Origin of the sequence: Colidextribacter sp. OB.20 (assembly GCF_009911595.1) — a bacterium.
In the GTDB taxonomy this organism is placed as follows: Bacteria; Bacillota; Clostridia; order Oscillospirales; family Oscillospiraceae; genus Lawsonibacter.
In genome coordinates this window covers 18814-41543 of the sequence record NZ_QWKG01000036.1, presented here as the reverse complement: position 1 = coordinate 41543, position 22730 = coordinate 18814, and the positions used below count along the sequence as shown (strand labels likewise).

24 protein-coding genes are annotated in these 22730 nt (G+C 62.2%); 9 read left to right on the top strand and 15 right to left on the bottom strand.

Going from position 1 to position 22730, the window contains the following annotated elements:
• Positions 1–86: 86 nt before the first annotated feature.
• From D1641_RS10135 to D1641_RS10115, 5 genes are all read right to left on the bottom strand, one after another.
• The gene (locus D1641_RS10135) at positions 87–2378 is read right to left on the bottom strand and encodes a penicillin-binding transpeptidase domain-containing protein (RefSeq protein ID WP_160665298.1); all 2292 of its coding nucleotides are present in this window, start codon (positions 2376–2378) and stop codon (positions 87–89) included.
• 114 nt (positions 2379–2492) lie between these two features.
• Positions 2493–3005 (bottom strand): rod shape-determining protein MreD, encoded by a 513-nt coding sequence (locus D1641_RS10130; protein WP_160665296.1) that lies wholly within the window; start codon positions 3003–3005, stop codon positions 2493–2495.
• Positions 3006–3125: 120 nt separating this feature from the next.
• Positions 3126–3968: a rod shape-determining protein MreC gene (gene mreC / locus D1641_RS10125; protein WP_160665294.1), complete on the bottom strand. Its 843-nt coding sequence runs from the start codon at positions 3966–3968 to the stop codon at positions 3126–3128.
• Complete coding sequence (locus tag D1641_RS10120) at positions 3965–4564, bottom strand: Maf family protein (RefSeq protein WP_160665292.1); 600 nt, start codon at positions 4562–4564, stop codon at positions 3965–3967. The genes mreC and D1641_RS10120 overlap by 4 nt, the downstream gene beginning before the upstream one ends.
• 186 nt (positions 4565–4750) lie before the next feature.
• Positions 4751–5038 carry a helix-turn-helix transcriptional regulator gene (locus D1641_RS10115; RefSeq protein ID WP_160665290.1) on the bottom strand — a complete coding sequence of 96 codons (288 nt, stop codon included), beginning with the start codon at positions 5036–5038 and terminating at the stop codon, positions 4751–4753.
• A gap of 86 nt (positions 5039–5124) precedes the next feature.
• Between D1641_RS10115 and D1641_RS10110 the strand changes: the two genes are divergently transcribed.
• The gene (locus D1641_RS10110) at positions 5125–5379 is read left to right on the top strand and encodes a DUF6809 family protein (RefSeq protein WP_160665288.1); all 255 of its coding nucleotides are present in this window, start codon (positions 5125–5127) and stop codon (positions 5377–5379) included.
• A gap of 99 nt (positions 5380–5478) precedes the next feature.
• Here the strand turns inward: D1641_RS10110 and D1641_RS10105 are convergent, their stop codons facing one another.
• From D1641_RS10105 to D1641_RS10075, 7 genes are all read right to left on the bottom strand, one after another.
• Complete coding sequence (locus D1641_RS10105) at positions 5479–6342, bottom strand: NADAR family protein (protein WP_160665286.1); 864 nt, start codon at positions 6340–6342, stop codon at positions 5479–5481.
• Positions 6343–6345: 3 nt separating this feature from the next.
• Positions 6346–7215: a DUF2262 domain-containing protein gene (locus D1641_RS10100; protein ID WP_160665284.1), complete on the bottom strand. Its 870-nt coding sequence runs from the start codon at positions 7213–7215 to the stop codon at positions 6346–6348.
• A gap of 160 nt (positions 7216–7375) precedes the next feature.
• A complete protein-coding gene (dut, locus tag D1641_RS10095; RefSeq protein ID WP_160665282.1) occupies positions 7376–7825 on the bottom strand; it encodes a dUTP diphosphatase in 450 nt (149 codons plus the stop codon).
• A gap of 51 nt (positions 7826–7876) precedes the next feature.
• Entirely contained in the window at positions 7877–9136 is a 1260-nt protein-coding gene (locus D1641_RS10090) for an acyl-CoA reductase (protein WP_160665280.1), read from the bottom strand.
• A gap of 110 nt (positions 9137–9246) precedes the next feature.
• Positions 9247–10371 (bottom strand): acyl-protein synthetase, encoded by a 1125-nt coding sequence (locus D1641_RS10085; RefSeq protein ID WP_160665278.1) that lies wholly within the window; start codon positions 10369–10371, stop codon positions 9247–9249.
• Between the two features lie 165 nt (positions 10372–10536).
• Positions 10537–12621 carry a U32 family peptidase gene (locus D1641_RS19695; RefSeq protein ID WP_160665276.1) on the bottom strand — a complete coding sequence of 695 codons (2085 nt, stop codon included), beginning with the start codon at positions 12619–12621 and terminating at the stop codon, positions 10537–10539.
• A gap of 127 nt (positions 12622–12748) precedes the next feature.
• Positions 12749–13063: a cell division protein ZapA gene (locus D1641_RS10075; protein WP_160665274.1), complete on the bottom strand. Its 315-nt coding sequence runs from the start codon at positions 13061–13063 to the stop codon at positions 12749–12751.
• A gap of 205 nt (positions 13064–13268) precedes the next feature.
• On the opposite strand from D1641_RS10075, the gene D1641_RS10070 reads away from it, so the two are divergent.
• The 5 genes from D1641_RS10070 to secG all read left to right on the top strand — a co-directional run bounded on the left by D1641_RS10070 (position 13269) and on the right by secG (position 16982).
• Positions 13269–14216 carry a DnaD domain protein gene (locus D1641_RS10070; protein WP_160665272.1) on the top strand — a complete coding sequence of 316 codons (948 nt, stop codon included), beginning with the start codon at positions 13269–13271 and terminating at the stop codon, positions 14214–14216.
• 1 nt (position 14217) lies between these two features.
• On the top strand, positions 14218–15222 hold the full coding sequence (locus D1641_RS10065) for an ATP-binding protein (RefSeq protein WP_160665270.1): 1005 nt from the start codon (positions 14218–14220) through the stop codon (positions 15220–15222).
• 16 nt (positions 15223–15238) lie between these two features.
• On the top strand, positions 15239–15721 hold the full coding sequence (lspA, locus tag D1641_RS10060; protein WP_160665268.1) for a signal peptidase II: 483 nt from the start codon (positions 15239–15241) through the stop codon (positions 15719–15721).
• Entirely contained in the window at positions 15696–16604 is a 909-nt protein-coding gene (locus D1641_RS10055; protein WP_160665266.1) for an RluA family pseudouridine synthase, read from the top strand. The genes lspA and D1641_RS10055 overlap by 26 nt, the downstream gene beginning before the upstream one ends.
• Positions 16605–16745: 141 nt before the next feature.
• Positions 16746–16982: a preprotein translocase subunit SecG gene (gene secG, locus D1641_RS10050; RefSeq protein WP_160665264.1), complete on the top strand. Its 237-nt coding sequence runs from the start codon at positions 16746–16748 to the stop codon at positions 16980–16982.
• A gap of 359 nt (positions 16983–17341) precedes the next feature.
• Here the strand turns inward: secG and D1641_RS10045 are convergent, their stop codons facing one another.
• The gene (locus D1641_RS10045; RefSeq protein WP_160665262.1) at positions 17342–18790 is read right to left on the bottom strand and encodes a nicotinate phosphoribosyltransferase; all 1449 of its coding nucleotides are present in this window, start codon (positions 18788–18790) and stop codon (positions 17342–17344) included.
• A 159-nt stretch (positions 18791–18949) separates the two neighbouring features.
• On the opposite strand from D1641_RS10045, the gene D1641_RS10040 reads away from it, so the two are divergent.
• The 3 genes from D1641_RS10040 (at position 18950) to rbr (ending at position 21368) form a co-directional block, all read left to right on the top strand.
• Positions 18950–19501: an RNA polymerase sigma factor gene (locus tag D1641_RS10040; RefSeq protein ID WP_160665260.1), complete on the top strand. Its 552-nt coding sequence runs from the start codon at positions 18950–18952 to the stop codon at positions 19499–19501.
• Positions 19491–20669, top strand: a complete 1179-nt coding sequence (locus D1641_RS10035; protein WP_160665258.1) for a hypothetical protein — start codon at positions 19491–19493, stop codon at positions 20667–20669. The genes D1641_RS10040 and D1641_RS10035 overlap by 11 nt, the downstream gene beginning before the upstream one ends.
• Positions 20670–20765: 96 nt before the next feature.
• On the top strand, positions 20766–21368 hold the full coding sequence (gene rbr, locus D1641_RS10030) for a rubrerythrin (protein WP_160665256.1): 603 nt from the start codon (positions 20766–20768) through the stop codon (positions 21366–21368).
• A 60-nt stretch (positions 21369–21428) separates the two neighbouring features.
• Here rbr and D1641_RS10025 read toward each other — a convergent pair whose 3' ends face one another.
• Complete coding sequence (locus tag D1641_RS10025; protein ID WP_160665254.1) at positions 21429–21887, bottom strand: YbhB/YbcL family Raf kinase inhibitor-like protein; 459 nt, start codon at positions 21885–21887, stop codon at positions 21429–21431.
• A gap of 112 nt (positions 21888–21999) precedes the next feature.
• Positions 22000–22578 carry a DUF6144 family protein gene (locus D1641_RS10020; protein ID WP_160665252.1) on the bottom strand — a complete coding sequence of 193 codons (579 nt, stop codon included), beginning with the start codon at positions 22576–22578 and terminating at the stop codon, positions 22000–22002.
• Between the last annotated feature and the right edge of the window lie 152 nt (positions 22579–22730).

The following is a 22730-nucleotide window of genomic DNA, read 5'->3' as shown; positions in this document are numbered from 1 at the left end:
TGTAGGGCGCGACGACCTCGGCGCGCCGCTGGAAATATTTTTGAAATTTACGGCGCGCCAGGTCGTCGCGCCCTACAGAACAGATTTTACCGGACCAAAGTATTTTCTACCGGAATCTCCTCCCGGGTCTCCTTGGAGGAGAAGTAGTAGCTCAGCACGTCCGCCGCCATATAGGCCAGCTCGCCGCCGGAGCCGCCGTGCTCCACCGCCATGGCAACGGCGATCTCCGGGTCGTCGAAGGGGGCGAAGCATACAAAGACGGCGTGGGAGTCGGACTGGAGGCCCGTCTGGGCGGAGCCCGTCTTGGCCCCCACCTGGAAGGGCAGGCCCAGGAAGGCGTTTCGGACAGAGCCCTGGGTGGTCAGGGCCAGCATCCCGGCCTTTACCGCCTTCAGGTTCTGGTCGTGGATCTCAATGGTCTCCAGCACCTGGGGCTCATAGCTGTGGATCACCTGGGAGAAGTCGCTGGACTTGACCTCCTTCAGCATGTGAACGGCGCGGCGGGTGCCCCCGTTGACCAGGGTGGCGATATAGTTGGCCAGCTGGAGGGGGGTGAACTGGCTGCTCTCCTGGCCGATAGCCACCGAGAGGGTGTTGCCGTCGTACCAGGTCTGGCCGTGGGACTCGGTGTACTCCGGGCTGGCCATAACGCCGGTGCGCTCCTCCAGCTCAATGCCCGTCTTTTCCCCCAGTCCGAAGCGGGCGGCGTAGTCGTCCAGCCGGCTGATGCCCAGCTGACGGCCCACCTCAAAGAAAAAGTAGTTGCAGGACACCTCAATGGCCTTGGAGACATTGACCGACCCGTGGGTGCCGCTGCCCTGGCGGTAGATCCAACACTTGGGGCCGTTGGGCCCGTAGTAGTTGTACTGACCCAGGTCCCGGATGACGGTAGTGGGGGTGATGATCCCCTCCTCCTCCAGCCCGGCGATAGCGGTGAGGGGCTTGAAGGTGGATCCAGGGGGATAGGCCCCCTGAAAGGCCCGGTTCAGGAAGGGCTTCAAGGGGTCCTCCCCCTTGTCCTTCAGTTCCTGGGCATAGTTGGTCAGGTCGAAGGTGGGATAGGAGGCGGCGGCCAGCACCTCGGAGCTCTTCACGTCCAGCACCACGCAGGCGGCCCCCTCCTTCTTCTCGCTGGGCAGCTTGGGCACCGACTCGGCCAGCACGTTCTCCACATAGCCCTGCAGGCCGATGTCCAGGGTGAGGACCACGTTGCCCCCCGGCTCGGGCTCGGTCCGCCAGGTCTCTGAGACCACCTGACCCTTGGTGTTCCGCTCCACCGCCTTTGTCCCGGGGCGGCCCCGGAGGTAGGACTCGAAGGCCTGCTCTACCCCCTCCTTGCCCACCACGTTGTTCATCTGGTAGTCGGGGACGCCGTCGCCGTCCTCGTCCACCGTCTTGTAGTATGCCCATTCGTCCTTGTCCATCAGAGCCACCCGGCCCAGAAGGTGGGCGGCGTACTGGGTGTGGTACTGGCGGACGGTGGTGGCCTCGATGATCACCCCGGTCAGCCCCCGCTCCTTCACCCGGGAAATAAAGTCGATATCCACATCCTGGGCAAAGACGTACTCGTTGGCGATGTAGACCCCGGTGGACCGGAGATACAGCTCATAGAGCACCCCGGCCACCGCCCTGGCGTCCTCCTTGGACATGTCGCCGATATTCAGGACGGGGACGGTCTCCCCTGTCTTTTTGGCCTCCTTCTCGTCCACCGCGCCCTCGCCCTTTATCTCAAAGCTGGCGCACATCTTCCCCAGCAGCTCCTCCGCACCCAGCAGAGGCTTGGGCTCCTTGGTCTTTGCGGTGGCTTGCTGGCCTGAGCCCCCCTTGAGAAAGCTCTTCAGCTTGTCCAGAAATCCGGGCTCCGGGGCGGGGGCGGGAGACTCCTCCTCCGTCTCGGGGGCCGCAGTGGGGTCGTCCACCCACTTCTGCTTCACCGCCAGCTTGCCCAGACGGGTAAGGGACCGCGCCACATTTCCGTCCTCGCCGGTTCCGATGGTGTAGTAGGGCATGTCGGTGGTAAAGCGGAGGGGGGCGGTCTGGCTGATGGGCAGGCTGTCCGCCCACTCCACCTCCTCGGACCGGGCGATCCGGATCAGCTCCAGGATGGTCTGGCAGCGCTCGTCCCCCATCTGCTTGGTGTCCAGAGTGACCTGATAGACCACCTTGTTAGACACCAGCACCTGGCCGTTCCGGTCCAAAATCTGGCCCCGGGCGGCGGGGACGGACTGCTCCTCCGCAATTTTCTTTTGGGTCTGCCGGCGGAGCTCGTCGCCGTTGTTGATCTGCAAATCATACAGGGCGGCGCCCATAGTGGTGACCATCAGGGCCAGCAGCAGCACCATGGCCCACACCCGGCGGTGAAATTGCTTGGAATCCATAAAATCTCCTTTGCAGTAAAACAAATGCGCTGTGTAGGGGCGGACATTGTCCGCCCGTCCTTCCCAACTCGGCCGGCCAACGGCGGGCGCACAATGTGCGCCCCTACAGGGCCGTTACGCCAATTTTGTCCCGCCCACCCGGTTGTAGACAGCCCGGAAGAGCAGCCACACCAGGGGGGTCCAGGCCAGGGACCAGAGGAACTCGGGGACCGCCACCTGGAGCAGCTCAGACAGGCCGGCGGCGTTGATGAAGAGCATCCGGGCCATCCGCAGCAGCTCCAGCAGGCCCAGGGCCCCCCCTGCGCAGATCAGGCAGCCCAGGAAGGACTGGCTCAGGGCGTATTGAGACACCGCCCCCATGGCCATGCCGGCCAGGGCCATATAGAGCACCAGGCCGCCGAAGCCCCCGGGATAGGCCAGCTCCCAAAGCAGGCCCACCGCCAGCCCGAAGCCGGTGCCCGCGCTGGCCCCCTCCAGCACCGCCACCGCCGCCGCCGCCAGAGGCAGCAGCATGGGGACCACACCCCACAGCGGATACCGTGGCAGAATGCAGGCGTCCAGCAGCCAGATGGGCACCAGCCCCAGGCCGTAGACCGCCCATTTTTGGATCAGATCCCGTCGGGTCAAAGAAAACGCTCCTTTTCACTGTGTAGGGCGCGACGACCTCAGCGCGCCGCTCTGGATAAACATGTTTCGACGGCGCGCCGGGTCGTCGCGCCCTACAGATTTTCATACCCGGTTCCGCAATTATTCCACAATCTCAAAATCCTTGATGACAAACACCTCAATGAGGCTGTCCAGGGCCACGGAGGGCTCCACCACGGCGTAGCGGGTCTGGCCGGAGGGGTCGGTAAAGACCCCCTCCACCCGGCCCACCACCAGCCCGGAGGGGAATACCTCCCCCCGGCCGGAGGTGAGCACCTCGTCTCCGGAGACCAGCTGGGCCTCCTCGGGCAGGTAGTTCAGCTTCAGACGGCCCTGGTTCATCAGGGCAAAATCCCCCTCCAGCACGCCGGCGGAGTAGGTCCGCATGATGATGCCGCCCATCTCGGTGTCGGTGTTGATGACGGTGGAGACAGTGGACCAGTTCAGTCCCGTCTCAGACACCACCCCCACCAGCACCCCCATCTCGGTAATCACGCAGTCCCCCGCCTCAATGCCGGCGGAGGTCCCCTTGCTCAGGGTGAGGGTGGATTCCCAGTTGGAGGTGGACCGGCCTGTAACCTTGGCCGGCTCTGTGGTCAGCTCCCGCCGCCGGGCCTGGAACTTCAGCAGCTCCCTCAGCTGCTCGTTCTCCCGGATGGCCTCCTCCCCCTTGCGCACCTCCTCCTGGAGCTTTCCCACCTGGGCGCGGAGCTCGGCCAGCTCGTCCTCAATCTCCCCATAGTGAAAAACATAGCCATACACGCTCTCCAGCCAGTCGGCGGCGGCGGAGACCCCCCCCTTCACCGGGGCGGTCACCGTATTCACCAGGTCGGACAGGGGGTCGGCCCGGCCGCCCAGCGCCACCGAGACAATCCCGATGAGGATGGACAGCAGCAGGGCGATGACCAGCAGCAGTATTCCGTTTTGCCGGAGGAAATCCTTCACTTCTTTTGCTCCTTCTCCGCCGCCAGGGCCAGGGGGTCCACCCCGAACCGGGCCAGAATCTTAGCCAGCCGGCACACCGGCAGGCCCATCACATTGTAGTAATCCCCGGAAATGCCCTCCACCAGCACGCTGCCGTAGCCCTGGATGCCATAGGCCCCGGCCTTGTCCATAGGCTCGCCGGTGGTGATGTATCGCATGATGTCCGCGTCGGCGAGGGAGCGGAAACGGACGGAGGTGCTCTCGCTCTCGGTTACCGTTTTGCCCTGACAGCAAACCGTTACGCCGGTATATACCACGTGCAGCCGCCCGGACAGGGCGCGCAGCATCCTGCCCGCCTCCTCCTCGCTGTGGGGCTTGCCCAGCACTTGGCTGTCGATGGATACCACCGTGTCGGCGGCAATCACCAGGGCATCCGGGTGGGCGGCAGACACCTCGGCGCACTTGCGCCGGGACAGCTCCTCCACCAGGCGGTCGGGGCCCAGGGTGCGGGTGGCAATCTCCTCCCCTTGGGCTGGGATGACCTCAAATTCCGTTATTCCCATCCGCCCCAGCAGCTCCCGCCGCCGGGGAGATTGAGAGGCAAGTATGATCCTCATTCACAGCACCTCGTTAGAATACTCTCTCGTCCCCCCGCAGGGAAAGCCTCCTTTTGAAAGGAGGTGGCATCCGCGAAGCGGATGACGGAGGATTGTGTTTTGGCAAAGCCAAAACGTGCGGAGCAAATGAGATTTTGCAGGACTTGTTTACTTCGTATGTTCGGCTCCGCCGAACGCAATCCTCAGTCAGCCTTCGGCTGACAGCTCCTTTCCAAAGGAGCCTTTTTGCCCTGTTCCCTGCGCGCCGTATTTCGGCTCCGGGTCGTCGGTGAGTCCCAGCAGATAGTCGGCGGACACCTTGTAATGCTCGCAGATCAGGGCGATCCGCTCAGCGGAGGTAGTGCGGTTTCCCCGCTCAATTTCACTGATGTGGCCTTTTCCCACGTCAAGCAGTAATCCCAACGCCTTTTGCGTCTCATTATGCTTTGTACGCAATTCAAAGATGCGCTGGCCGAAAAGTTCTTTTGAAAACATAGGCTACACCTCTTGACAGTACCTTAAAAAGGGACTATAATCGGGATGCAGTACCTTTTAAGGGTACTTCGTTTGGAGGTATTGAAGTGGAAAGCATTATTGAGACATTATACATTAATCTCAGCAGACCGCAAGCCCCGGATGATCCGGAGCTGGAGAAAACGAAGGAGGAATACTCCAAGATGTGTGATATTCTTCAGGCGCAGTACGGACCGGATTTTCTGGACCGCTTTGCCGCCCTGCGCCAGCGGATTGACGGCGCAGGCAGGGAGGCCGAATTTTCCCTGGGCTTCCGCGCCTGCGCCCGCCTGATGCTGGAGGCGCTGGGGCCGGGTTTGTAGGGCGCGCCGAGGTCGTCGCGCCCTACATGCGTTTACCTCGCAAAACACGATCCTCGGTTTTGGGCCTGTGGGTCTTCTGAGGGCGGATGATATCCGCCCCTACAGGGTCCAATCAATCTTATCCTCGTTGGCGCACACCCGGCGCAGCTCGTCCCGGACCTCCATCAGCGCGAAGCCCAGCCGATTCTCGCCCCGCCAGGCGGCGGGATTTTGGGCGTTTTCGTTGGCCTTACCCATGCCGATGCCCCAGATTCTGTCCCGGGGGCTGGCCTCCACCAGAATTTTATCCCCGGTGCGGAGTAAAAAGTCCTTTAATTCGGGATTTTGCAGGAATTTTTGAAAATTCCCCGTCAAAACGATGGTGTGCTTACACTTATCCCACTCGGTCTGGTCGAAGTTTTTGACCTCACGGCCCAGGGCCTTGATCTTCCCCTGGACGGTGGCCTCCAGAATTTTCTCCAGCGTCTCCTCGTCCCCGAACAGCCGGGCCTTCTCCGCCATCATAAACTGCTCCATGCAGCAGTAGGGCTGGGCCTCTACCCGAAACTCCGCCATCCACCACTGGCTCAGGCATGTCTCGGTGATGTGGCCGTCCGGCTCGGGGGCGTGGCCCCAGAAGTGGACCCACTTCACCTGCTTTCCGTCGGCCAGCTCCGCAATCAGACCGGCCCGGTCGTAGGCGGGCTGGCCGTTGGGCCGCCAGTGGCGGAGAAAGCAGTCCTCCCTGTCGTACAGCAGGGAGGGGTCCGGGTCCTCGTCGTCCTCCATCACGGAGACGTCGTCCCAGAATACAGGCCGGGGAAACAGGCGGTCATACTCCTCCCGCTCCTTGTCAGACAGGGTTTGCAGCCAGTCCCACAGCTTACAGCCGTAGTCCTCGCCATAGCCCATCCGCCAGCCGATGGAGTACTGAGGAATCTCCGGACAGGCCAGCCACTCGGGGGCCTTCCACTTGTCCCGCATCGCTCAGCCCTCCATCTGAGCCCAGCTGGGGCCATCGGTCAGATTTCCCTGTACATGAATGGAGTGGCCGTAGAACAGCTCGCCGTCGCCGAACCAGAACTCAAAGGAGCCGTCCGCCCGGACCTCGATGGACTCGGGCTCCATCCGCTCCATAAACTGCTCCCTGGTGATCTCCTGAGGCTCCTCGTCCTCCATCTGCCCGGCCCAGTCGTTGGCGGTGGACAGCAGCTCGTCCGCGGCATACTCCCGCACACGCCTGTCCCAGCCGGCGGCGTCGGACAGCAGGGTCTTGGCGCTCCTCACGCAGTCCCCCCGGTCCTCCTCCCGGTCAAACACCAGGGAGATTTCTGTCCCCAGCCAGTCTGCGGCGGTCTCAAACCAGTTTACCCGCCGGTCCAGGGTAAAGGTGCCCAGCCCCTCCTCCCAGAAGGTGACGGGCTTTTTCTGCTCCTCCAGGATGGCCTTCAAATCGGGATCGAAGGCGGGCTCGGGCAGGTCCAGCAGCAGCAGGCGCGCCCCGTCCTCCGACACCCGTCCCCGGAACTTGATGATAAAGTCGGGCCGGGTCCGCTGGCGCAGAATCTCCAGCAGCTGGTCGTCCCCCACGGTGGACAGGACAAATTCCCCCCGGTGGATGTCGGGGCTGTCCTCCTCCATCCAGGCGGTCAGGCCGATGGAGGCCGTCCACAGCTCCTCCCCCCGGGACCTGCCCCCGCCAAAGCCGTTGGCCCCGGTGACGGCCAGGATGGTCCGCTCCTCGGGCGCAAACTGAGCGGCGAACTCCTTGAATTGACTGTTTTCCGCGCCCTCAGAGAGCGGCTTGCGCTTCTTCTCCTCGGGTTTTTCTCCCTTGCTCTTAAACAGACCGAACATGGCGGTTTCCTCCTCTGTCCCTGTGCAGGGGCGGATATCATCCGCCCGTAACGAAACAATGACTGGCTGTGCGCAGGGCGCGCCGCAAATACGCGGGAATCCCCAATACGGCGCGCCGGGTCGTCGCGCCCTACAGCACGCGGGCGCACAATATGCGCCCCTACATTCCTGTGGACCCGAAGCCCCCCGCCCCCCGGGCGGTGTCGTCCAGCTCGTCCACCATTTGGATGCTGGCCTGGATGACGGGGGTAATCATCAGCTGGGCGACGCGGTCGCCGGGCTGAACGGTGAAATCCGATTCCCCGGAGTTTTGAAGGCCCACCAATATTTCACCTCTGTAATCGCTGTCGATGACCCCCACACAGTTGGCAGGGGCCACGCCGTGCTTGATGCCCAGACCGCTCCGGGCGTAGACCAGGGCCACATAATCCGGCGAGGGCAGGGCGATGGCGATGCCGGTGGGGATGGTCCTCCGGCCTCCGGCGGGGATGGTAACCGCCTCGTCCACACAGGCGTGGAGGTCCATGGCCGCCGAGCCGGGGGTGGCGTAGAAGGGCAGGGGAATTTCCTTCCCGATTTTATTGGAAACTGCTTTAATTTTCAAGTCCATATTGTAAACTCCTAAAAATTTTTTCTCATACAGGGCCGGCCTTTGCCGCCCCTATGGGTCCTCTATATCCACCACCTGCACATACCGGCGCAGGGGGTACTCCCCGTCGTGGGCCTCCAGCGGAAGGGAGTCCGACATATGCCCCGGGACGGTAATCCGGTTCACCCCCGCCCGGGCCAGCAGGGCGGCGAGGGTTTCCCGCTCCGCCTCAGGGCAGATCAGCCCCGCCGTCTGGAGCCGCCCCCGCTGCCGGCGCAGAACGGGAATGATCTCCCCCCGGGGCAGGCGCTTTACCAGCACGTTGCCGTGGAGGTGAGACAGCTCCAGCTCCATATCCCGGCGCAGTGTGAGAGAGCAGCTTTGTCCGGGATAATTCAGGTCATCGAACCCAGCCCGATCCACCACCTGCTCCAGCGCCGTCTCCCGGGCGTAGAGGGCGGCCTGGGCCGCCTGTCCGGGGGCTTTATAGCGGGATGCGGCGGCCTTTTCCAATACCGGGAGGAATTTTTTGCAGAATCGCTCCGCAACGGAGAGGAGATCGGTATCCAAATAAATCACCTGACAGGAGGAGCACAGCAGTCCACCGGTGCGGACGATGTGGTCCGCCAGGGGAAACAGGTCCATCCCCTCCCAGCCCGACAGGTAGGCAAAGCTGAGCCGGTGGCCCCACTCGATGAGCTTACACCCCGGTGGGGCCAGCTTGCGCATAGCTGCGATGGCCCCGTCTCCGCCCCAGGTGACAATCCCGTCGGACAGGGCCGTCAGGCGGCGGAGGGATGCAGCGTCTTTGGACGGAATGTCGAAGGCGTACAGCCAGGGGGACAGCCGGGGCTCCAGCTCCGTCAGCTTCTGGAAAATTGCCAGGGTGAGCCCCCGGTCCCCGCGGGGCAGCTTCACCAGGTTGATATTGCCGGTGAGCAGGCCCTCCACGGCGGTGAAGGCGGGCAGGCCCGCCATATTCCCCGGCGCGACATGGAGCAGCACCCCCAGAGGCCGGACCTGAGAGCGCCCGAAGGGCCGGGGGCCGGCGAGGCCGCCCAGCTCCAGGGCCAGCCGCTGTTCCAGGGCGGCCCGGCTGATCTGGGGCCGGATCCGGGCCAGCTCCTCCCTGGCTCCCGGCGGGGCATACTGGGCGATGAGGGGGTCCAGCGCCCCGCTGTCCAGCTCCTCCCCCAGGCCCTCCAGGGCGTCCAGAACGATACAGACCTCCAGCGGCGGGCCGCCGAGGGTTTGGGCGATTTCCTCCCCCAGGCAGCCCAGGACGGGGTTCAGCTCCGAGTCGGGGAGAATGCTCCCGTTGGCAAAAATCAAAAAGCTTCCCCCTTTCCCTCGTCGGAGCAAAGTCCATTCCGCTTCCATGATTTTTTCAAAATCATGATTCGCTCCATTCCCTTGCTCCTCCTCTCCAAACCGGACCCGTTTCACTGGGCTCCGGTTTGGTTTAGTAACTCGGCCGCGCCGGCGGCGCAGGTGGTGATGTCGTTCAGCCCCGCCCGGCCCAGGATGGTGAGAACGGGGGAGCTGAGCCCGCAGCCGCAGTCCTCCCCCGGGGTGAGGGTCCCCAGGTCGTCGGTCATCACGCTGGTCACCGGGGTGGCGTTGATAAGAGGAGTGATGAGATTCACCAGCCCCACCTCCCCCATTGGTAGGGGTTTTAAGGTGCGCACATCCCGGATGATGACCCGGGCGTAGGCCGGGACGTGGAAGCGGTGGTTTTGGCAGGAGTTGAAGAAAACCGGGTGCTCCACCGCCCCGAAAAATTCGTGGATGTGCTCCTCTCCAATCCCCAGCACCCTCTCCGCCAGGGCATAGAGGGTGCCCTTGTCCACCTCCTGGGCGTAGTGCTGCTTCCAGCCCCCGGCCAGGAGGACCCGGGAGCCCCTGGGGAGCCTGACCGAAAGCCCCAGCTCCTCCAGCCGCCTCATCCCGAACCAGAGGTAGGAGGGGAAGGCCACAATCCGGGTGGGGAAGAGGGATTTCTCCAGCCCCCTCAGCCGCCTCACCGCCCCCTCCAGGTCGGGGACATAGCTTCCGTCCCTCCACTCCAGGGCGTAGCTCCGGGTCAGGGGCGGGGCAAAGTGGGTCAGGCCGAACATGGTCCGGGCCACCCCCATCTTGTCCTGCCTGCCCGGCTTATAGCCCAGGACAACATAATGGGCGGGCCTGGGGGAAACCAGCCTGTGATAAAAGCCCAGCCGCAGCACCATGGGGACCTCGGCGAAAATACAGCCCCAGTCAAAGCCCACCCGGCTGAAGCTGCCGCTGGTCCCCGAGGAGGTCACCTGGAACGCCTGCCGCCAGGCGGGCATGGAGGAGACGTGATGCCGCTTGAAAAACAGAGTGGGCAGGACGGGGATTTTCTCCAGGTCGTCTATCCTGTTCAGGCAGCCGGGGGAAAAGCCCTCCGCCTCACAAATGCGCCGGTATGCGGGGCAGTGTTTGATGTGGTAGGCGCAGCTGTCCCGCACCGCCCGGAGGAAGCGCCCATCCGAGCCAGGCAGGTCGTAGGGCCGGCTGAGCCAGAACAGTTTTTGACGGCTGAGCACAGACACACCTCCTTCCGGTCATGGAGCAAAGCCTCCCTTCGCAAAGAGAGGTGGCATTTGCGAAGCAAATGACGGAGGGTTCCCCATCGAAACACACATATCTTTTAGAAAATCCCCCGGTCAGCTTCGCTGACAGCCCCCTTCGTGAAGGGGGTCCTTTATCCCCTACTCCGCGCCCCGATAGTACAGCCCGCGGGTAAAGTCGTTGGGCTGGTATTTGCCCTGATTTAAGTACCGCTCCAGCACCTGGGCGCACTCAATGGCGTTCTCGGTGGTGAACATCAGCCGGGCGCCCCACAGGCCCAGCTCCTTCCAGTCCCTCTGCTTGTCCGCCAGAAAGACCTTCCGGCTGTTGAAGATCTCGTTCCGGCAGCCCCAGGCCTTCACCACCGGGAACCGCTCCCCCTTCCGGTCGGTGAGCAGGTTCACGTTGCCGCAGGTGTGCCGGCCGCAGTGATTATAGATGATGCAGTTCTCGGTAATCATCAGGGGCAGGCGGCCGTAAGCAATAAATTCAGTGGGAATGGCCTTGGAGATGTCCCGAATCTGGGGGAATTTCAGCTCAAAGGACACAGTGGCGGACAGCAGGCCCAGCCGCCGCAGCTCCTTCATGGTCTGGCTGTTATACACCCCCAGGCCGTAGTCCCCCCGGACCTGGAAGCCCAGCCGCATGGCCCGCTGGACGCCCCCCCAGGTCCCGGCCAGGGCCTCGGTCACCCCCAGCTCCTTCGCGGCCACCAGGTCCCGCTCCAGCTGGGGCAGCTCCCGGTCGGTGCAGATCCGGGGCAGAGAGACGGCCAGGGATACCCCCGCCTGCCGGCAGCGCTCCCCCGCGTCGGGGCGGGCGGCCAGCTCCCCGGCGGGGAGATAGAGCAGGGCGGGCTTCAGGCGCAGCAGCTCCGCGCTCAGCTGTCCCGCTGTCCGCAGGGAGACAGTAAATACAGGCGGCTCCGAGGGGTTTTCATAGCGCACCCCGGGCTGATAGGGGGTCTGCCGCCGCTGGGGGACCTCGTCCCGCTGCCTCATCAGCTCCTCCAGGCAGCGGCGGCGCATGTCGTTGAGGGCGGACAGGGGCAGGGACAGGCCCTCCGCTACCTTGGCGGTGGCCTTCTCGCAGCCGAAGGGGGTGCCCCCGGTGCGGGCGAGCTGGCTCTCCACCTTCTCCCTGGTGAGCGGGACGTTCCGGGCCTCCTCCGGCACGGGCCCCTCCACGCTGGCCACCCGGCCCTGCCGGTCCTGAACCGCCGCCCGGGCCGGCTCGCCGGGCTGGATCAGGGCAAAGATGCGCACCGGCTCCTTCCGGTTCTCCCCGCTCTCATAGCTGGCCCGGGCCTGGGCGTAGAGCTCCTTCGGCTCCTTCTCCTCCTGTCGGGTGCCGAACATATCTGGACCCTTCTGGTCCATGTAGTAGCCGTCGGTAAAGCCCTGGCGGGAGAAGGCCTGGCGCAGCATATCCAGCTCCCCGGGGTTGGGCTCCCGCCCCTCCCGGAGGGCCCGGGCGTAGACCCCGGTGACAATGGCCACATACTCGGGCCGCTTCATCCTGCCCTCCAGCTTGAGGCACGCCACCCCCATATCCTGGAGCTCCCTCAAATGTCCCGCCAGGGACAGGTCCCGCAAGGACAGGGGGTACTCGTCCGCCTTTCCGTTCCAGCCGTAGTTCAGCCGGCAGGGCTGGGCGCACAGTCCCCGGTTGCCGCTGCGCCCGCCAATGACGCTGGAGAAGAAACACTGCCCCGACCAGCACATGCACAGGGCCCCGTGTCCAAAGACCTCGATCTCAATGGGGCTGTGCTGGCAGATGTAGGCGATCTGGTCCCGGCTCAGCTCCCGGCTGAGAACTACCCGGGTCATCCCCAAGCCGGCGCACAGCTTCACCCCGTCCAGGGAGTGGACGGTCATCTGGGTGGAGCCGTGGATGGGCAGGTCGGGGAGGAACTGGCGGAGTATCCTCACCACCCCCAGGTCCTGGACAATCACCCCGTCGATGCCGATGCCGCTGGCGTGGGCGGCCAGCTCCGCCGCCCCGGGCAGCTCCCGGTCGGTGAGCAGGGTGTTCAGGGTGAGATAGACCTTGCATCCCCGGCGGTGGCAGTAAGAAACCGCCGCCGCGGCCTCCTCCCGGGTAAAGTTCCTGGCGTTGCGGCGGGCGTTGAAATCTCCATATCCAAAATAGACGGCGTCCGCCCCGCTCTGGACTGCGGCAGTCACCGCTTCCGCGGACCCGGCGGGGGCAAGTAATTCAAGCATTGGAGCGTGACCTCCCCTGAAAAATGGATGCAAGGTCGGATATCATCCGCCCGTGTCGGCCGGACGCGTCTAAGCGGGCGGATGATATCCGCCCCTGCAAACGCCCCGCGATGTATTGATAGAACTCCTATTTCTTCGTCCCCAGCTTAAAAATCTCCCGCTTGGCCTCAGACAGCTCCAGCTTCAGGCTGTTGGCCTCCTCCAGGTTTTCCTTCACCTGGCGGCGGAGATTTTCCGAGGCCTCCTGCTCCTTCAAAAGCATGTCGGCCACGTTCATGGCCGCCAGCACCGCCCCGTCCGCCTGGGACAGCCGGCCGTCCCGCAGGACCTCCTGGAGCTGCTGGTTCACCAGCTCGGCGCACCGGCGGACATAGTCCTCATTTTCCGCCGCCACCATGGTATAGTCCCTTCCGCCGATGGTCACCACGATTCTGTTTATCATCTGTGCTTCCTCCCCCGTGCGTTTTTGGGTATACTCCCCCAGTTTTTTATATAGATAGAGAAATTATATCACATTACGCCCCATTTGGAAAATAAATATTCCATGAATTTTTGAAGAACTTCCGTCTTGATAATTTCCCTGTTTACGCTGGGCCGATTTTGTTGTAGAATAGGGGAACAACGACTGTCGAAGGGGAGGGGCGCGGATGGCCCAGCCATTTTTACCCGGCCAGGTGCTGGCCATGACCGCCCAGGCGGCGGACCGGCTTCTCAGGCTGGACAGCGGCGACGCCGCTCTGCTCTATCTCCAGCTGCTGCGGCGGGGCTCTCTGGAGGGTCTGCGCTGGCCGGAGGGGCGGATTCAGGCCGCACTGGACCAGCTGCGGGCCCAGGGGCTGGCCCCCGACGCTCCCCTTCCCGCTCCTGAGCCCCCCGTCCAGGAGGCCCCCGCCCCCGAATACACCACCGAGGACATCACCCAGGCCCTGGCAGACAAGAGCTCCACCTTCCCCGCTCTGGTGGACGAGGTGGAGCGGCGGCTGGGCAAGCGGCTGTCCGCCGCCGACCTGCGGCGGCTGTATACCCTCTATGACCACCGGGCCCTCCCCGCCGAGGTCATCCTTATGCTGGTGGGCTGGTGCACCGAGGAGGTCACCCGGAAATACGGCCCCGGCCGGAGGCCCTTTCTGTCCCAGATTGAGAAGCAGGGGGCGGCCTGGGCCCGCATAGGCATCGACACCATAGAGCGGGCGGAGGAGCACATCGCCCGCCTCACCCGCCTGCGCTCCCGGGAGGGGACGGTGCTCCGCCTGCTGGACATTCCCCCCCGCCCCCTGGTTCAGCGGGAGAAGGACTACATCGCCGCCTGGGATGACCTGGGCTTTGACGATGAGGCCATCCGCCTGGCCTATGAGCGCACCGTTTTGAAGAAGCAGTCTATGGACTGGGGCTATATGAACGGCATTCTCCGCCGCTGGCACGAAAAGGGGCTGCACACCGCCGCCGCCGTCCGGGCGGGGGACCGGGACCCCCGGCCCATCCGGGCGGGACAGAAGCCCTCCGCGCCCCCCTCCGCCGACCAGGAGCGGCGGGCCCGGGAGAACGTGGAGCGCACCCGCCGCCTGATGGAACAGATGAAACAGGAGGGGAATTGACATGCCCTATGACGCCAATGTGCTGCGCCGGGCCTCCCAGCGGCTGGAGGACCAGTCCCGCCAACGCCGGGAACGGACCGACCGCCTGCGCCTGGAGGCCTATGAAAGGGAGCCCCGGCTGGAGCAGCTGGACCGCCGGCTTCGGGGCACCATGGCCGGACTGGTGGCCGCCGCCCTCCGCCAGGGCGGGGACCCGGTGGCCGCCGTTCAGTCGGTGCGGAGGGAAAATCAGGAGCTCCAACAGGAGCGGGCCGTCCTGCTGGGAGGGCTGGGCCTGCCCGAGGACGCGCTGGATGACAGGCCCGCCTGTCCCCTGTGCCGGGACACAGGCTGGCAGGGGGCCAAAATGTGCCGCTGCCTGAAGCAGCTGTGCGCTCAGGAGCAGATCAGGGAGCTCTCCAAGCTGCTGAACCTGGGAGAGCAGTCCTTCGACACATTCCGCATTGATTACTACAGTCAGGCCATCTATCCGGGCCAGGGAATCTCCCCCCGGGAGAATATGGAGCAGAACTTTAATATCTGCTGGAATTACGCCACCAAATTTGGCCGCGTCGCCATCAAAAACCTGCTTCTCTCCGGCGCGCCGGGGCTGGGCAAGACCTTCCTGTCCGCCTGCATCGCCCGGGCCGTATCGGAAAGCGGCTTTTCAGTGGTCTATGATACGGCTGTGAATATTTTCAGTCAGTTCGAGGCCCGAAAATTCCTCCGGGACAGCCGGGACGGCCTGGATGCCCGGGACGAGACCCGGCGCTATCTCAACTGCGACCTGCTGATCCTGGATGACCTGGGCAGCGAGCTGACCACCCAGTTTACCCAGTCCGCCCTCTATGAGGTCATCAACACCCGGCTGGTGGGGGAGAGGCACACCGTGATCTCCTCCAACCTGTCCATCGGGGAGGCGGCCCAGCGCTACGCCCCTCAGATCGCCTCCCGCCTGGACGGGGAGTACCACACGCTGGAGTTCTTTGGCGACGATATCCGCCTGCTGAAAAAGAACCGGCTGTGAAAAGGAGAATGCATCCATGATCTATGCAGCTATTGCCGCGGCCCTGGTTGTCGCGGACCAAATCGTGAAATATCTGGTGATGACCAACATCCCCCTGGGGGGACACGTCCCCTTTATCCCCTGCATTCTGGAGCTGACCTATGTGACCAACACCGGGGCGGCCTTCTCCATCTTCTCGGAGCACACCTGGATCCTGGCTCTGGTGTCCCTGGTCATGTCGGCGCTGCTGGCCCTGGCCCTGTGGAAGAGCTTCTTCCACCACCCCTTCGGCAAGCTGGCCCTCACCCTGCTGCTGGCGGGGGCGGTGGGCAACCTTATCGACCGGGCCCTCCGGGGGTTTGTGGTGGACATGTTCAACGTGCTGTTCATGCACTTCGCCGTGTTCAACGTGGCGGACATCTGCGTGGTGACCGGGGGCATCGCCGCGGGAATTTACTATCTGTTCCTGTGGGACAAGTATGAGAGGAAGCCCGATGACAACACTGACCCTGACCACTGACCGCCCTGGCGAGCGGCTGGACGCCTTCCTGGCCCGGTCTGTCCCCGGCCTGACCCGCTCCGGGGCCCAGAAGCTGCTGGAGCGGGGGGCGGTCCTTCTGAACGGCAGGACGGCGCGGAAGAACGACAGGCCCAGCCTCGGCCAGGCGCTGACGGTCTCCCTCCCAGACCCGGAGCCCATTGATGTGCTTCCCCAGCCCATCCCCCTGGACGTGGTCTATGAGGATGGAGACGTGATCGTGGTGAACAAGCCGGCGGGGCTGGTGGTCCACCCCGCGCCGGGCCACCCGGACGGCACTCTGGTCAACGCCCTGTTATATCACTGCGGAGCTTCACTGTCCGGAATCAATGGCCAGCTGCGGCCGGGCATCGTCCACCGCATCGACCGGGACACCTCCGGCCTTATCATCGCCGCCAAGAATGACCAGGCCCACCTGGCCCTGGCCGCCCAGCTCCAGGATCACAGCCTGGCCCGGACCTATGAGGCGGTGGCGGTGGGAAATTTCCGGGAGGACAGGGGCACGGTGGACGCCCCCATCGGCCGTCACCCGGTGGACCGGAAGAGAATGTCTATCGACCGCCGGAACGGCCGGGAGGCCGTTACCCACTGGTCCGTCCTGGCCCGGTATCCGGGGCACACCCATGTGGAGTGCCGGCTGGAGACAGGCCGCACCCACCAGATCCGGGTCCATCTGGCCTCCACCGGCCACCCGCTCCTGGGGGACACGGTGTACGGGGCCAAAAAGCCCGTCCCCGGCCTGGCAGGCCAGTGCCTCCACGCCCGGCGGCTGCGGTTTGTCCACCCCTCCACCGGCCAGCCTGTGGAGCTGGAGTGTCCCCTGCCCGGCTGGTTCCAGGCCGTTTTGGACCGGCTGGGAGGGTGAGACTCCGCATTTTCCCGGGAAAATTGGAGAAAAGCCCTTGCATTCCCGGACAAACTGTGGTATGCTTTTGGGTACTTCCGGAATTTCACCGGCTGAAAACGTAAATCTGCGGCCCCCGAGGCCTTGAAAGGAACGAATCACATGAATGCACTAAATTTAGTCCTCACCATCATCCAGGTCCTGTGCGGTCTGGCCGTCATCGCCGTGGTTATGCTCCAGTCCGGCAAGAGCGCCGGCCTGTCCGGGGCCATCGCCGGCGGCGCCGACACCTTCCTGTCCAAGAACAAGGCCAAAAGCCTGGACGCCAAACTGGCTAAGATGACCAAGTGGGTGGCCATCCTCTGGATTGTCATCACCCTGGTTCTCAGCATGATCTGATTATACCGAAAAGCTGAACTCCTCACCTTTCTTGGTGAGGAGTTTTCTTTCTGCTTGCGAAATCTGTCGATCCTTGATACAATGAAAACGCCGTCCAACTCCGCCCTGTTAAAGGGGAAGGAGGTGAATCCCTATGGGCTGCGTGCAAGAACTCTTGTTGGCCATCGCCGCAAATGTAATCGCATATTACATCTGCAAATGGTTTGATGCCCACACAAAAGGACGGTAACCACAGCGAAACCCCGGAGAGTCGCACCTCTCCGGGGTTCTTTTTTGTGAAACCCATGTGCTGCGTGCAATCTTACCTGGGTCTGACTTGATTATACCACAGTCATACAGAGATATGCAAGAGAAAAATATCATTTCATCTCGTGGCTGTTGAGCAGGGCGTGCTTGATGTCCCACAGCTTCTGGGACAGGTCCACATAGTAGTTGTGGGGGTTCTCAAACCGCTTCACCTCGTCCCACAGGGCGTCCACCTGCCGCTGGCAGTAGGCCCGGCTCACTTGGAGGTCGGGCACCTGATACACCAGCTCGCCCCTCTGGAAGATGGGCACCATCAGCTCCTTTGCCTCGATGCCGGTGTATACCTTCCGCTTCCAGGTGGCGTCCGGGTCGAAGAGCTCCAGGGGCTGGGAGAAGTCGAACTGCTCGTCGTGGAGGCAGATCAGGTCGGCCTCCGCCTTGCCGGTGTCCTGGGAGAAGATGCGGTAAATCTTCTTGAAGTGGGGGGTGGTGATCTTGGCGGCGTTCTCGCTGATCTTGATCTTTGGGATAATGGCGCCGTCGTCGTCCTCGATGGCGGCCAGCTTATACACCCCGCCGAACACCGGCTCGGACCGGGAGGTAATGAGCCGCTCGCCCACCCCGAAGGAGTCGATCCTCGCCCCCTGGCGGACCAGATCCCGGATGATGTACTCGTCCAAGGCGTTGGAGGCCACAATCTTGCACTCGGCAAAGCCCTCTGCGTCCAGCATCTCCCGGGCCTTCTGGGACAGGTAGGTCAGGTCGCCGGAGTCCAGCCGGATGCCGCACTTGGTGATGCCCCGGGGGAGAAGCACCTCTTTAAAAGCCCTGATGGCGTTGGGCACGCCGGATTTGAGCACATTGTAGGTGTCCACCAGCAGGGTGGCGTTGTTGGGGTAGAGCTCACAGTAGGTCTTGAAGGCGGTGAGCTCGTCGGGGAACATCTGCACCCAGGAGTGGGCCATGGTCCCGGTGGCGGGGGAGCCGTACCGCTGGTCGGCCATGGTACAGGCGGTGGCGGCACAGCCGGCGATGTAGCTGGCCCGGGCCCCCAGCAGAGCGCCGTCCGCCCCCTGGGCCCGGCGGGAGCCAAACTCCGCCACAGGCCGGCCCTCGGCGGCCCGGACAATGCGGTTGGACTTGGTGGCGATGAGGCTCTGGTGGTTCAGGGTGAGAAGGATGAAGGTCTCCACAAACTGGGCCTGGATTGCCGGGGCCCGGACGGTGAGAATGGGCTCGTTGGGGAACACAGGGGTGCCCTCAGGGACGGCCCAGATGTCGCCGGTGAACTTAAATTCCCTCAAAAAAGCCAGAAATTCCTCGCTGAAGCAGCCCTTGGTCCGGAGATAGGCCACGTCCTCCTCGTCGAAGCACAGCTCCTGGATATACTCCACCACCTGGGCCAGCCCGGCCGCGATGGCGAACCCCCCCTTATCCGGGACGGAGCGGTAGAACACGTCGAAGTAACACACCCGGTCCTGCAGGCCGGTCTGGAAATAGCCGTTTGCCATGGTCAGCTCGTAGAAGTCGCACAGCATAGTCAGGTTTGTCTTTGCTTTCATAGGGAAAGCCTCCTTTGTCGGGAGTGACAAGACACCCCCTCGTTTGAACTCATTATACACGCTGCGGAAAAAAATGCAAGGGTTTGGTGAAACCAAAAAGCGCCCGGCTGTGATATGATAAGTGAAAGCGGCTTTCAAAACAGTTCGGGAGTTTTTCTTATGCGGGAAGAGATCATCTTGCAAAAAATATACGCCGGCGATCCCGCCGGCCTGGAGGCGCTGATGGAGCGCTACATCCCCTATGTTTCCGCGGTGGTGTGGAACATTCTGCGAAATTCCATGCCTCTGGAGGACGGGGAGGAGGTAGTGTCCGACGTATTTCTGGCCGCATGGCGGCAGCCGTCGGCCCTGCGTCCGGGCTCGGTGAAGAGCTGGCTGGGGGCGGTAGCCCGGAATAAGGCCAAGAACAGGCTCAGGCGGATGGATCGGACCCTGCCTCTGGAGGAGGACGCCCTGGACATCCCCGGCCCCGACGACCCGCCCGGCGACCTGGAGCGGGCGGAGGAGCGGCGGCTGGTCCGCCAGGCGGTGGATTCCCTGCCCGGTCAGGACCGGGAGATTTTTCTCCGCCATTACTACTACACCCAGACCGTACAGGAGATATCGCTCTGTATGCGCCTCAATGAATCCACAGTGAAAACCAAGCTCCGGCGGGGCCGGATGAAGCTGAAAGAAATTTTGACGAGGGAGGGGTTTCTCCGTGAAGCGTAACATTTCTGACCTGCTGGACTGCTATCCGGCGGAGAACATGGAATTGGGCGGAACTACCCCCTATTCCTCCGCAAGAATTAAGGAGATTACTATGAATAAAATCAATCGTGCAGATATGCCCAGCGCCAAAGCCAAGACCCGCGTCAGACCCGTCCGGCTGCTCATCGCCGCAGCCATCGCCGCCGCCCTGTCCGTCTCCGCCCTGGCGGCCACCCGCCTGCTGGGCGGGGAGCTGTTCGGCGACGTATTCTCCCAGGGCAGCTCCCTCTCCCAGGGACAGATCGACGCCATCGACCGGCTGGTCCAGACCTTCGAGGGGCAGGACGGCTCTATCCCCGCCGCCGTCACCGACAACGGGGCCACCATCACCCCCATCGCCGCCCTGGCGGACGAGAATGTCTACTACCTGCGCCTGCGGGTGGAGGCCCCGGAGGGGACTGCCCTGCCCGACCTGGATATGGACCGGGACGAGGCCGTCTATCAGCTCTTCGGCCCGGAGGGAGAGGACAGACTCGAACTGACCCCCACCCAGGGGGCCTATCCGAAGGATGCCTTCGGATATCAGCTGGATTTCCACACCCTGCCTGACAGCGAGCCCAACGACAACATCAAGGAGTTTGTGGTGCAGTTCACCAACATCAGCGACAACGGAATCACCCTCAACGACGGGGTTTCCAAGCTGCTCACCATCCGCGGCCTGTGGATTCAGGACGCCAATAAGGGCTACACCCCTGTCTTTACCGGGGAGTTCGTCTTTGACATCGGCCTGAACTTCCAGTCTCAGAAAATCGACCTGCCTGCCCAGGGCCTCACCTGGCGCCACGAAATGCTGGACTACACCAACACCCTCCAGGCCATAACCCTGTCCCCCCTGAGCCTGTCCTATCAGGTGGACTGCTCCATGCCCAAGAATGACCACATCGGCGCCCAGCTGGGCGACCTGGAGATCGTGCTGAAGGACGGCACCGTGTTCTTCTCTGAGGTGGAGGACGAGCGGGACCGCGAAGTACTGGCCAACTACATCCGGGAGATGGACATCACCCTGCCCCTCACCGGCGAGCCCACCGGCGTGTTCGAGAACTATATCATCTTCGATCAGCCCCTGGACCTGAGCCAGGTGGACTACATCCGCTACGGCGAGACCAAAATCCCCGTCAGCGCGGAATAATTTCCAGCTTTTGAGACATACTGAACCCACAGCGATTCTCACAATTCCCGCCCCTCTCTGGGGCGGGAATCAAAAATATCGCAGGGAGGGTTTACTATGTCCGACAAAACCGAGGCCTTTCTCCACAGCCAGACCCGTGAAAACCTGATGCGGGCCTTCGCCGGGGAGAGTCAGGCCCGAAACCGCTACACCATCGCCGCCGGGGTGGCCAACAAGGCGGGGCTGGCCGTAATTCAGGGGGTGTTCCTCTTCACCGCCGAGCAGGAGCGGGTCCACGCCAAGCAGTTCTACTCCTGTTTGGAGGACTGCGCCGGCCAGACCGTCAAGGTGGACGGCACCTACCCGGTGGACATCTACTCCGGGGTGCTGGACTACCTGCGCGCCGCCCAGCACAACGAGTATCAGGAGTGGGAGCACGACTACGACCACTTCGCCAAAACCGCCATGAGCGAGGGCTTCCCCCTGGTGGGCAAGCTCTTTGAGAACATCGCCCGGGTGGAGAAAACCCACGGGGACCGCTTCGGAAAATTCGCCGACCTGATGGAAAAGGACCAGCTGTTCTTCTCCGAGGCGGAGGTAACGTGGATGTGCCTCCACTGCGGCTGGACGGTGAAGGCCACCGCCGCCCCCGCTCACTGCCCCGTCTGCCGCCACCCCCAGGGGTATTTCGTGCGGTTCGAGCTGGCGCCCTGGAGCTGAATCAAGGCTTGTTTAAAAATGTCCCGTATTTTACAAGCTGTAAAATACGGGGCGTTTTATTTACTCAAAGGCCCCGGAGATACTTCCCCTCTGGAGAATATGTCCCTCCGCCGCCCGCAAGAAGGTCTTTTTCCGTGACGCGGGGGAGAGGTCCAGGGCACAGTTCAGAGCATAGACGGTGAAGCGGTAGGTGTGGGTCCTCCCTTTGGGCGGCTTGGGGCCGGCGTAGCGGTGGAGGCCGTAGGCCACCCCCTGGGCTGCGCCGCCCGGAGCGGACTTCCCCGCCGGGATTGCCCCGGGGACCCGGTCCGCCGCCGGGAGGTTCCAGATTACCCAGTGGGTGAAGCCCTTGATGGGGTGGCTCATGTCCTCCAGCACCACGGCCAGCGTGACCGCCTCCGGGGACAGATTTTCCAGAATCAGCTCCGGGGAGAGGTCCCGCCCCCGGCCGGTGTGGTCCGGGAGAAATTTGCCGTTTTCAATGCCGGAGCAGTGTATTTTCAGCATTTTTTCTTCCATATGTATCCCTTCTCAGATTGGTCTTGCCAAAAGCCTCTTCGTCAAACCGCGCGTCAAAATATCCAAAAGGAGCAATCCCTTGTTGATGGATGGCTGACCGATCATCCGGGATTTATTGAATTATAATTCTCAAAAGGCAAAAATCAAATCCTTGCCGTATGCTTTGCACAATTTCGACATAGACAGGTTTTTCAAAAACGATTTCAAATAATTTTTTGTTATATCCAGCAGTGCAGTGACACCATGTTAATGAATTTGAATTTTTTGCTTTTTCTAACATGGGACATTCACAAGAAAACATTTTTGTATATAATTGATTATCTTTAATAAACCAACCGGCACCATTTTCATTCAAAGCATTGACAAATCTATGCAAATCCTGATTCAAAGAGAGATAGAGTTGTTTCAAGTTATTTGCTGTATCTTCTAATCTGCCATTTTCATTACAATAGCACGCTTGGCGAATGTTTTGTACTGTTTTTTTATCAAATCTATTTTCAAGAATAGCAGATAGCTTTTCTACCCACTCGGCTCGAATGTCTGGTGTTGAATTTATTGATAATGGAATTTCCTTTATGATGCTTTCCGCAGCTTCCCTTGATACATTCTTTTCCAAACTATGTTTCAACCTCATTAATTCATCTATTTCTAATGTCGGAGAAACTTGCTCTGGCATAGAAAAATTTTTCATATTCTTTCTCCTTAAATGTCGATTTGTCGATTCGATTATAGCACATAGTTTCTGCTATATCAATGTGCCTTTGCAGAGGCTGGCGAAGTGATATCCCAACAATACTTTTCTTAGAAAGAACCCATATGCCCTCCTAATAGACACAGCCCTCC

Excerpts from the sequence above, each read along its gene's own strand:
- D1641_RS10100 (WP_160665284.1), bottom strand. The coding sequence starts at position 7,215 with ATGTTCGGTCTGTTTAAGAGCAAGGGAGAAAAACCCGAGGAGAAGAAG.
- D1641_RS10045 (WP_160665262.1), bottom strand. The coding sequence starts at position 18,790 with ATGAAAGCAAAGACAAACCTGACTATGCTGTGCGACTTCTACGAGCTG.
- D1641_RS10075 (WP_160665274.1), bottom strand. The coding sequence starts at position 13,063 with ATGATAAACAGAATCGTGGTGACCATCGGCGGAAGGGACTATACCATG.
- D1641_RS10065 (WP_160665270.1), top strand. The coding sequence starts at position 14,218 with ATGCCCTATGACGCCAATGTGCTGCGCCGGGCCTCCCAGCGGCTGGAG.
- dut (WP_160665282.1), bottom strand. The coding sequence starts at position 7,825 with ATGGACTTGAAAATTAAAGCAGTTTCCAATAAAATCGGGAAGGAAATT.
- D1641_RS19695 (WP_160665276.1), bottom strand. The coding sequence starts at position 12,621 with ATGCTTGAATTACTTGCCCCCGCCGGGTCCGCGGAAGCGGTGACTGCC.
- rbr (WP_160665256.1), top strand. The coding sequence starts at position 20,766 with ATGTCCGACAAAACCGAGGCCTTTCTCCACAGCCAGACCCGTGAAAAC.
- D1641_RS10055 (WP_160665266.1), top strand. The coding sequence starts at position 15,696 with ATGACAACACTGACCCTGACCACTGACCGCCCTGGCGAGCGGCTGGAC.
- secG (WP_160665264.1), top strand. The coding sequence starts at position 16,746 with ATGAATGCACTAAATTTAGTCCTCACCATCATCCAGGTCCTGTGCGGT.
- D1641_RS10115 (WP_160665290.1), bottom strand. The coding sequence starts at position 5,038 with ATGTTTTCAAAAGAACTTTTCGGCCAGCGCATCTTTGAATTGCGTACA.
- D1641_RS10040 (WP_160665260.1), top strand. The coding sequence starts at position 18,950 with ATGCGGGAAGAGATCATCTTGCAAAAAATATACGCCGGCGATCCCGCC.
- D1641_RS10120 (WP_160665292.1), bottom strand. The coding sequence starts at position 4,564 with ATGAGGATCATACTTGCCTCTCAATCTCCCCGGCGGCGGGAGCTGCTG.
- D1641_RS10025 (WP_160665254.1), bottom strand. The coding sequence starts at position 21,887 with ATGGAAGAAAAAATGCTGAAAATACACTGCTCCGGCATTGAAAACGGC.
- lspA (WP_160665268.1), top strand. The coding sequence starts at position 15,239 with ATGATCTATGCAGCTATTGCCGCGGCCCTGGTTGTCGCGGACCAAATC.
- D1641_RS10135 (WP_160665298.1), bottom strand. The coding sequence starts at position 2,378 with ATGGATTCCAAGCAATTTCACCGCCGGGTGTGGGCCATGGTGCTGCTG.
- D1641_RS10105 (WP_160665286.1), bottom strand. The coding sequence starts at position 6,342 with ATGCGGGACAAGTGGAAGGCCCCCGAGTGGCTGGCCTGTCCGGAGATT.
- D1641_RS10020 (WP_160665252.1), bottom strand. The coding sequence starts at position 22,578 with ATGAAAAATTTTTCTATGCCAGAGCAAGTTTCTCCGACATTAGAAATA.
- D1641_RS10070 (WP_160665272.1), top strand. The coding sequence starts at position 13,269 with ATGGCCCAGCCATTTTTACCCGGCCAGGTGCTGGCCATGACCGCCCAG.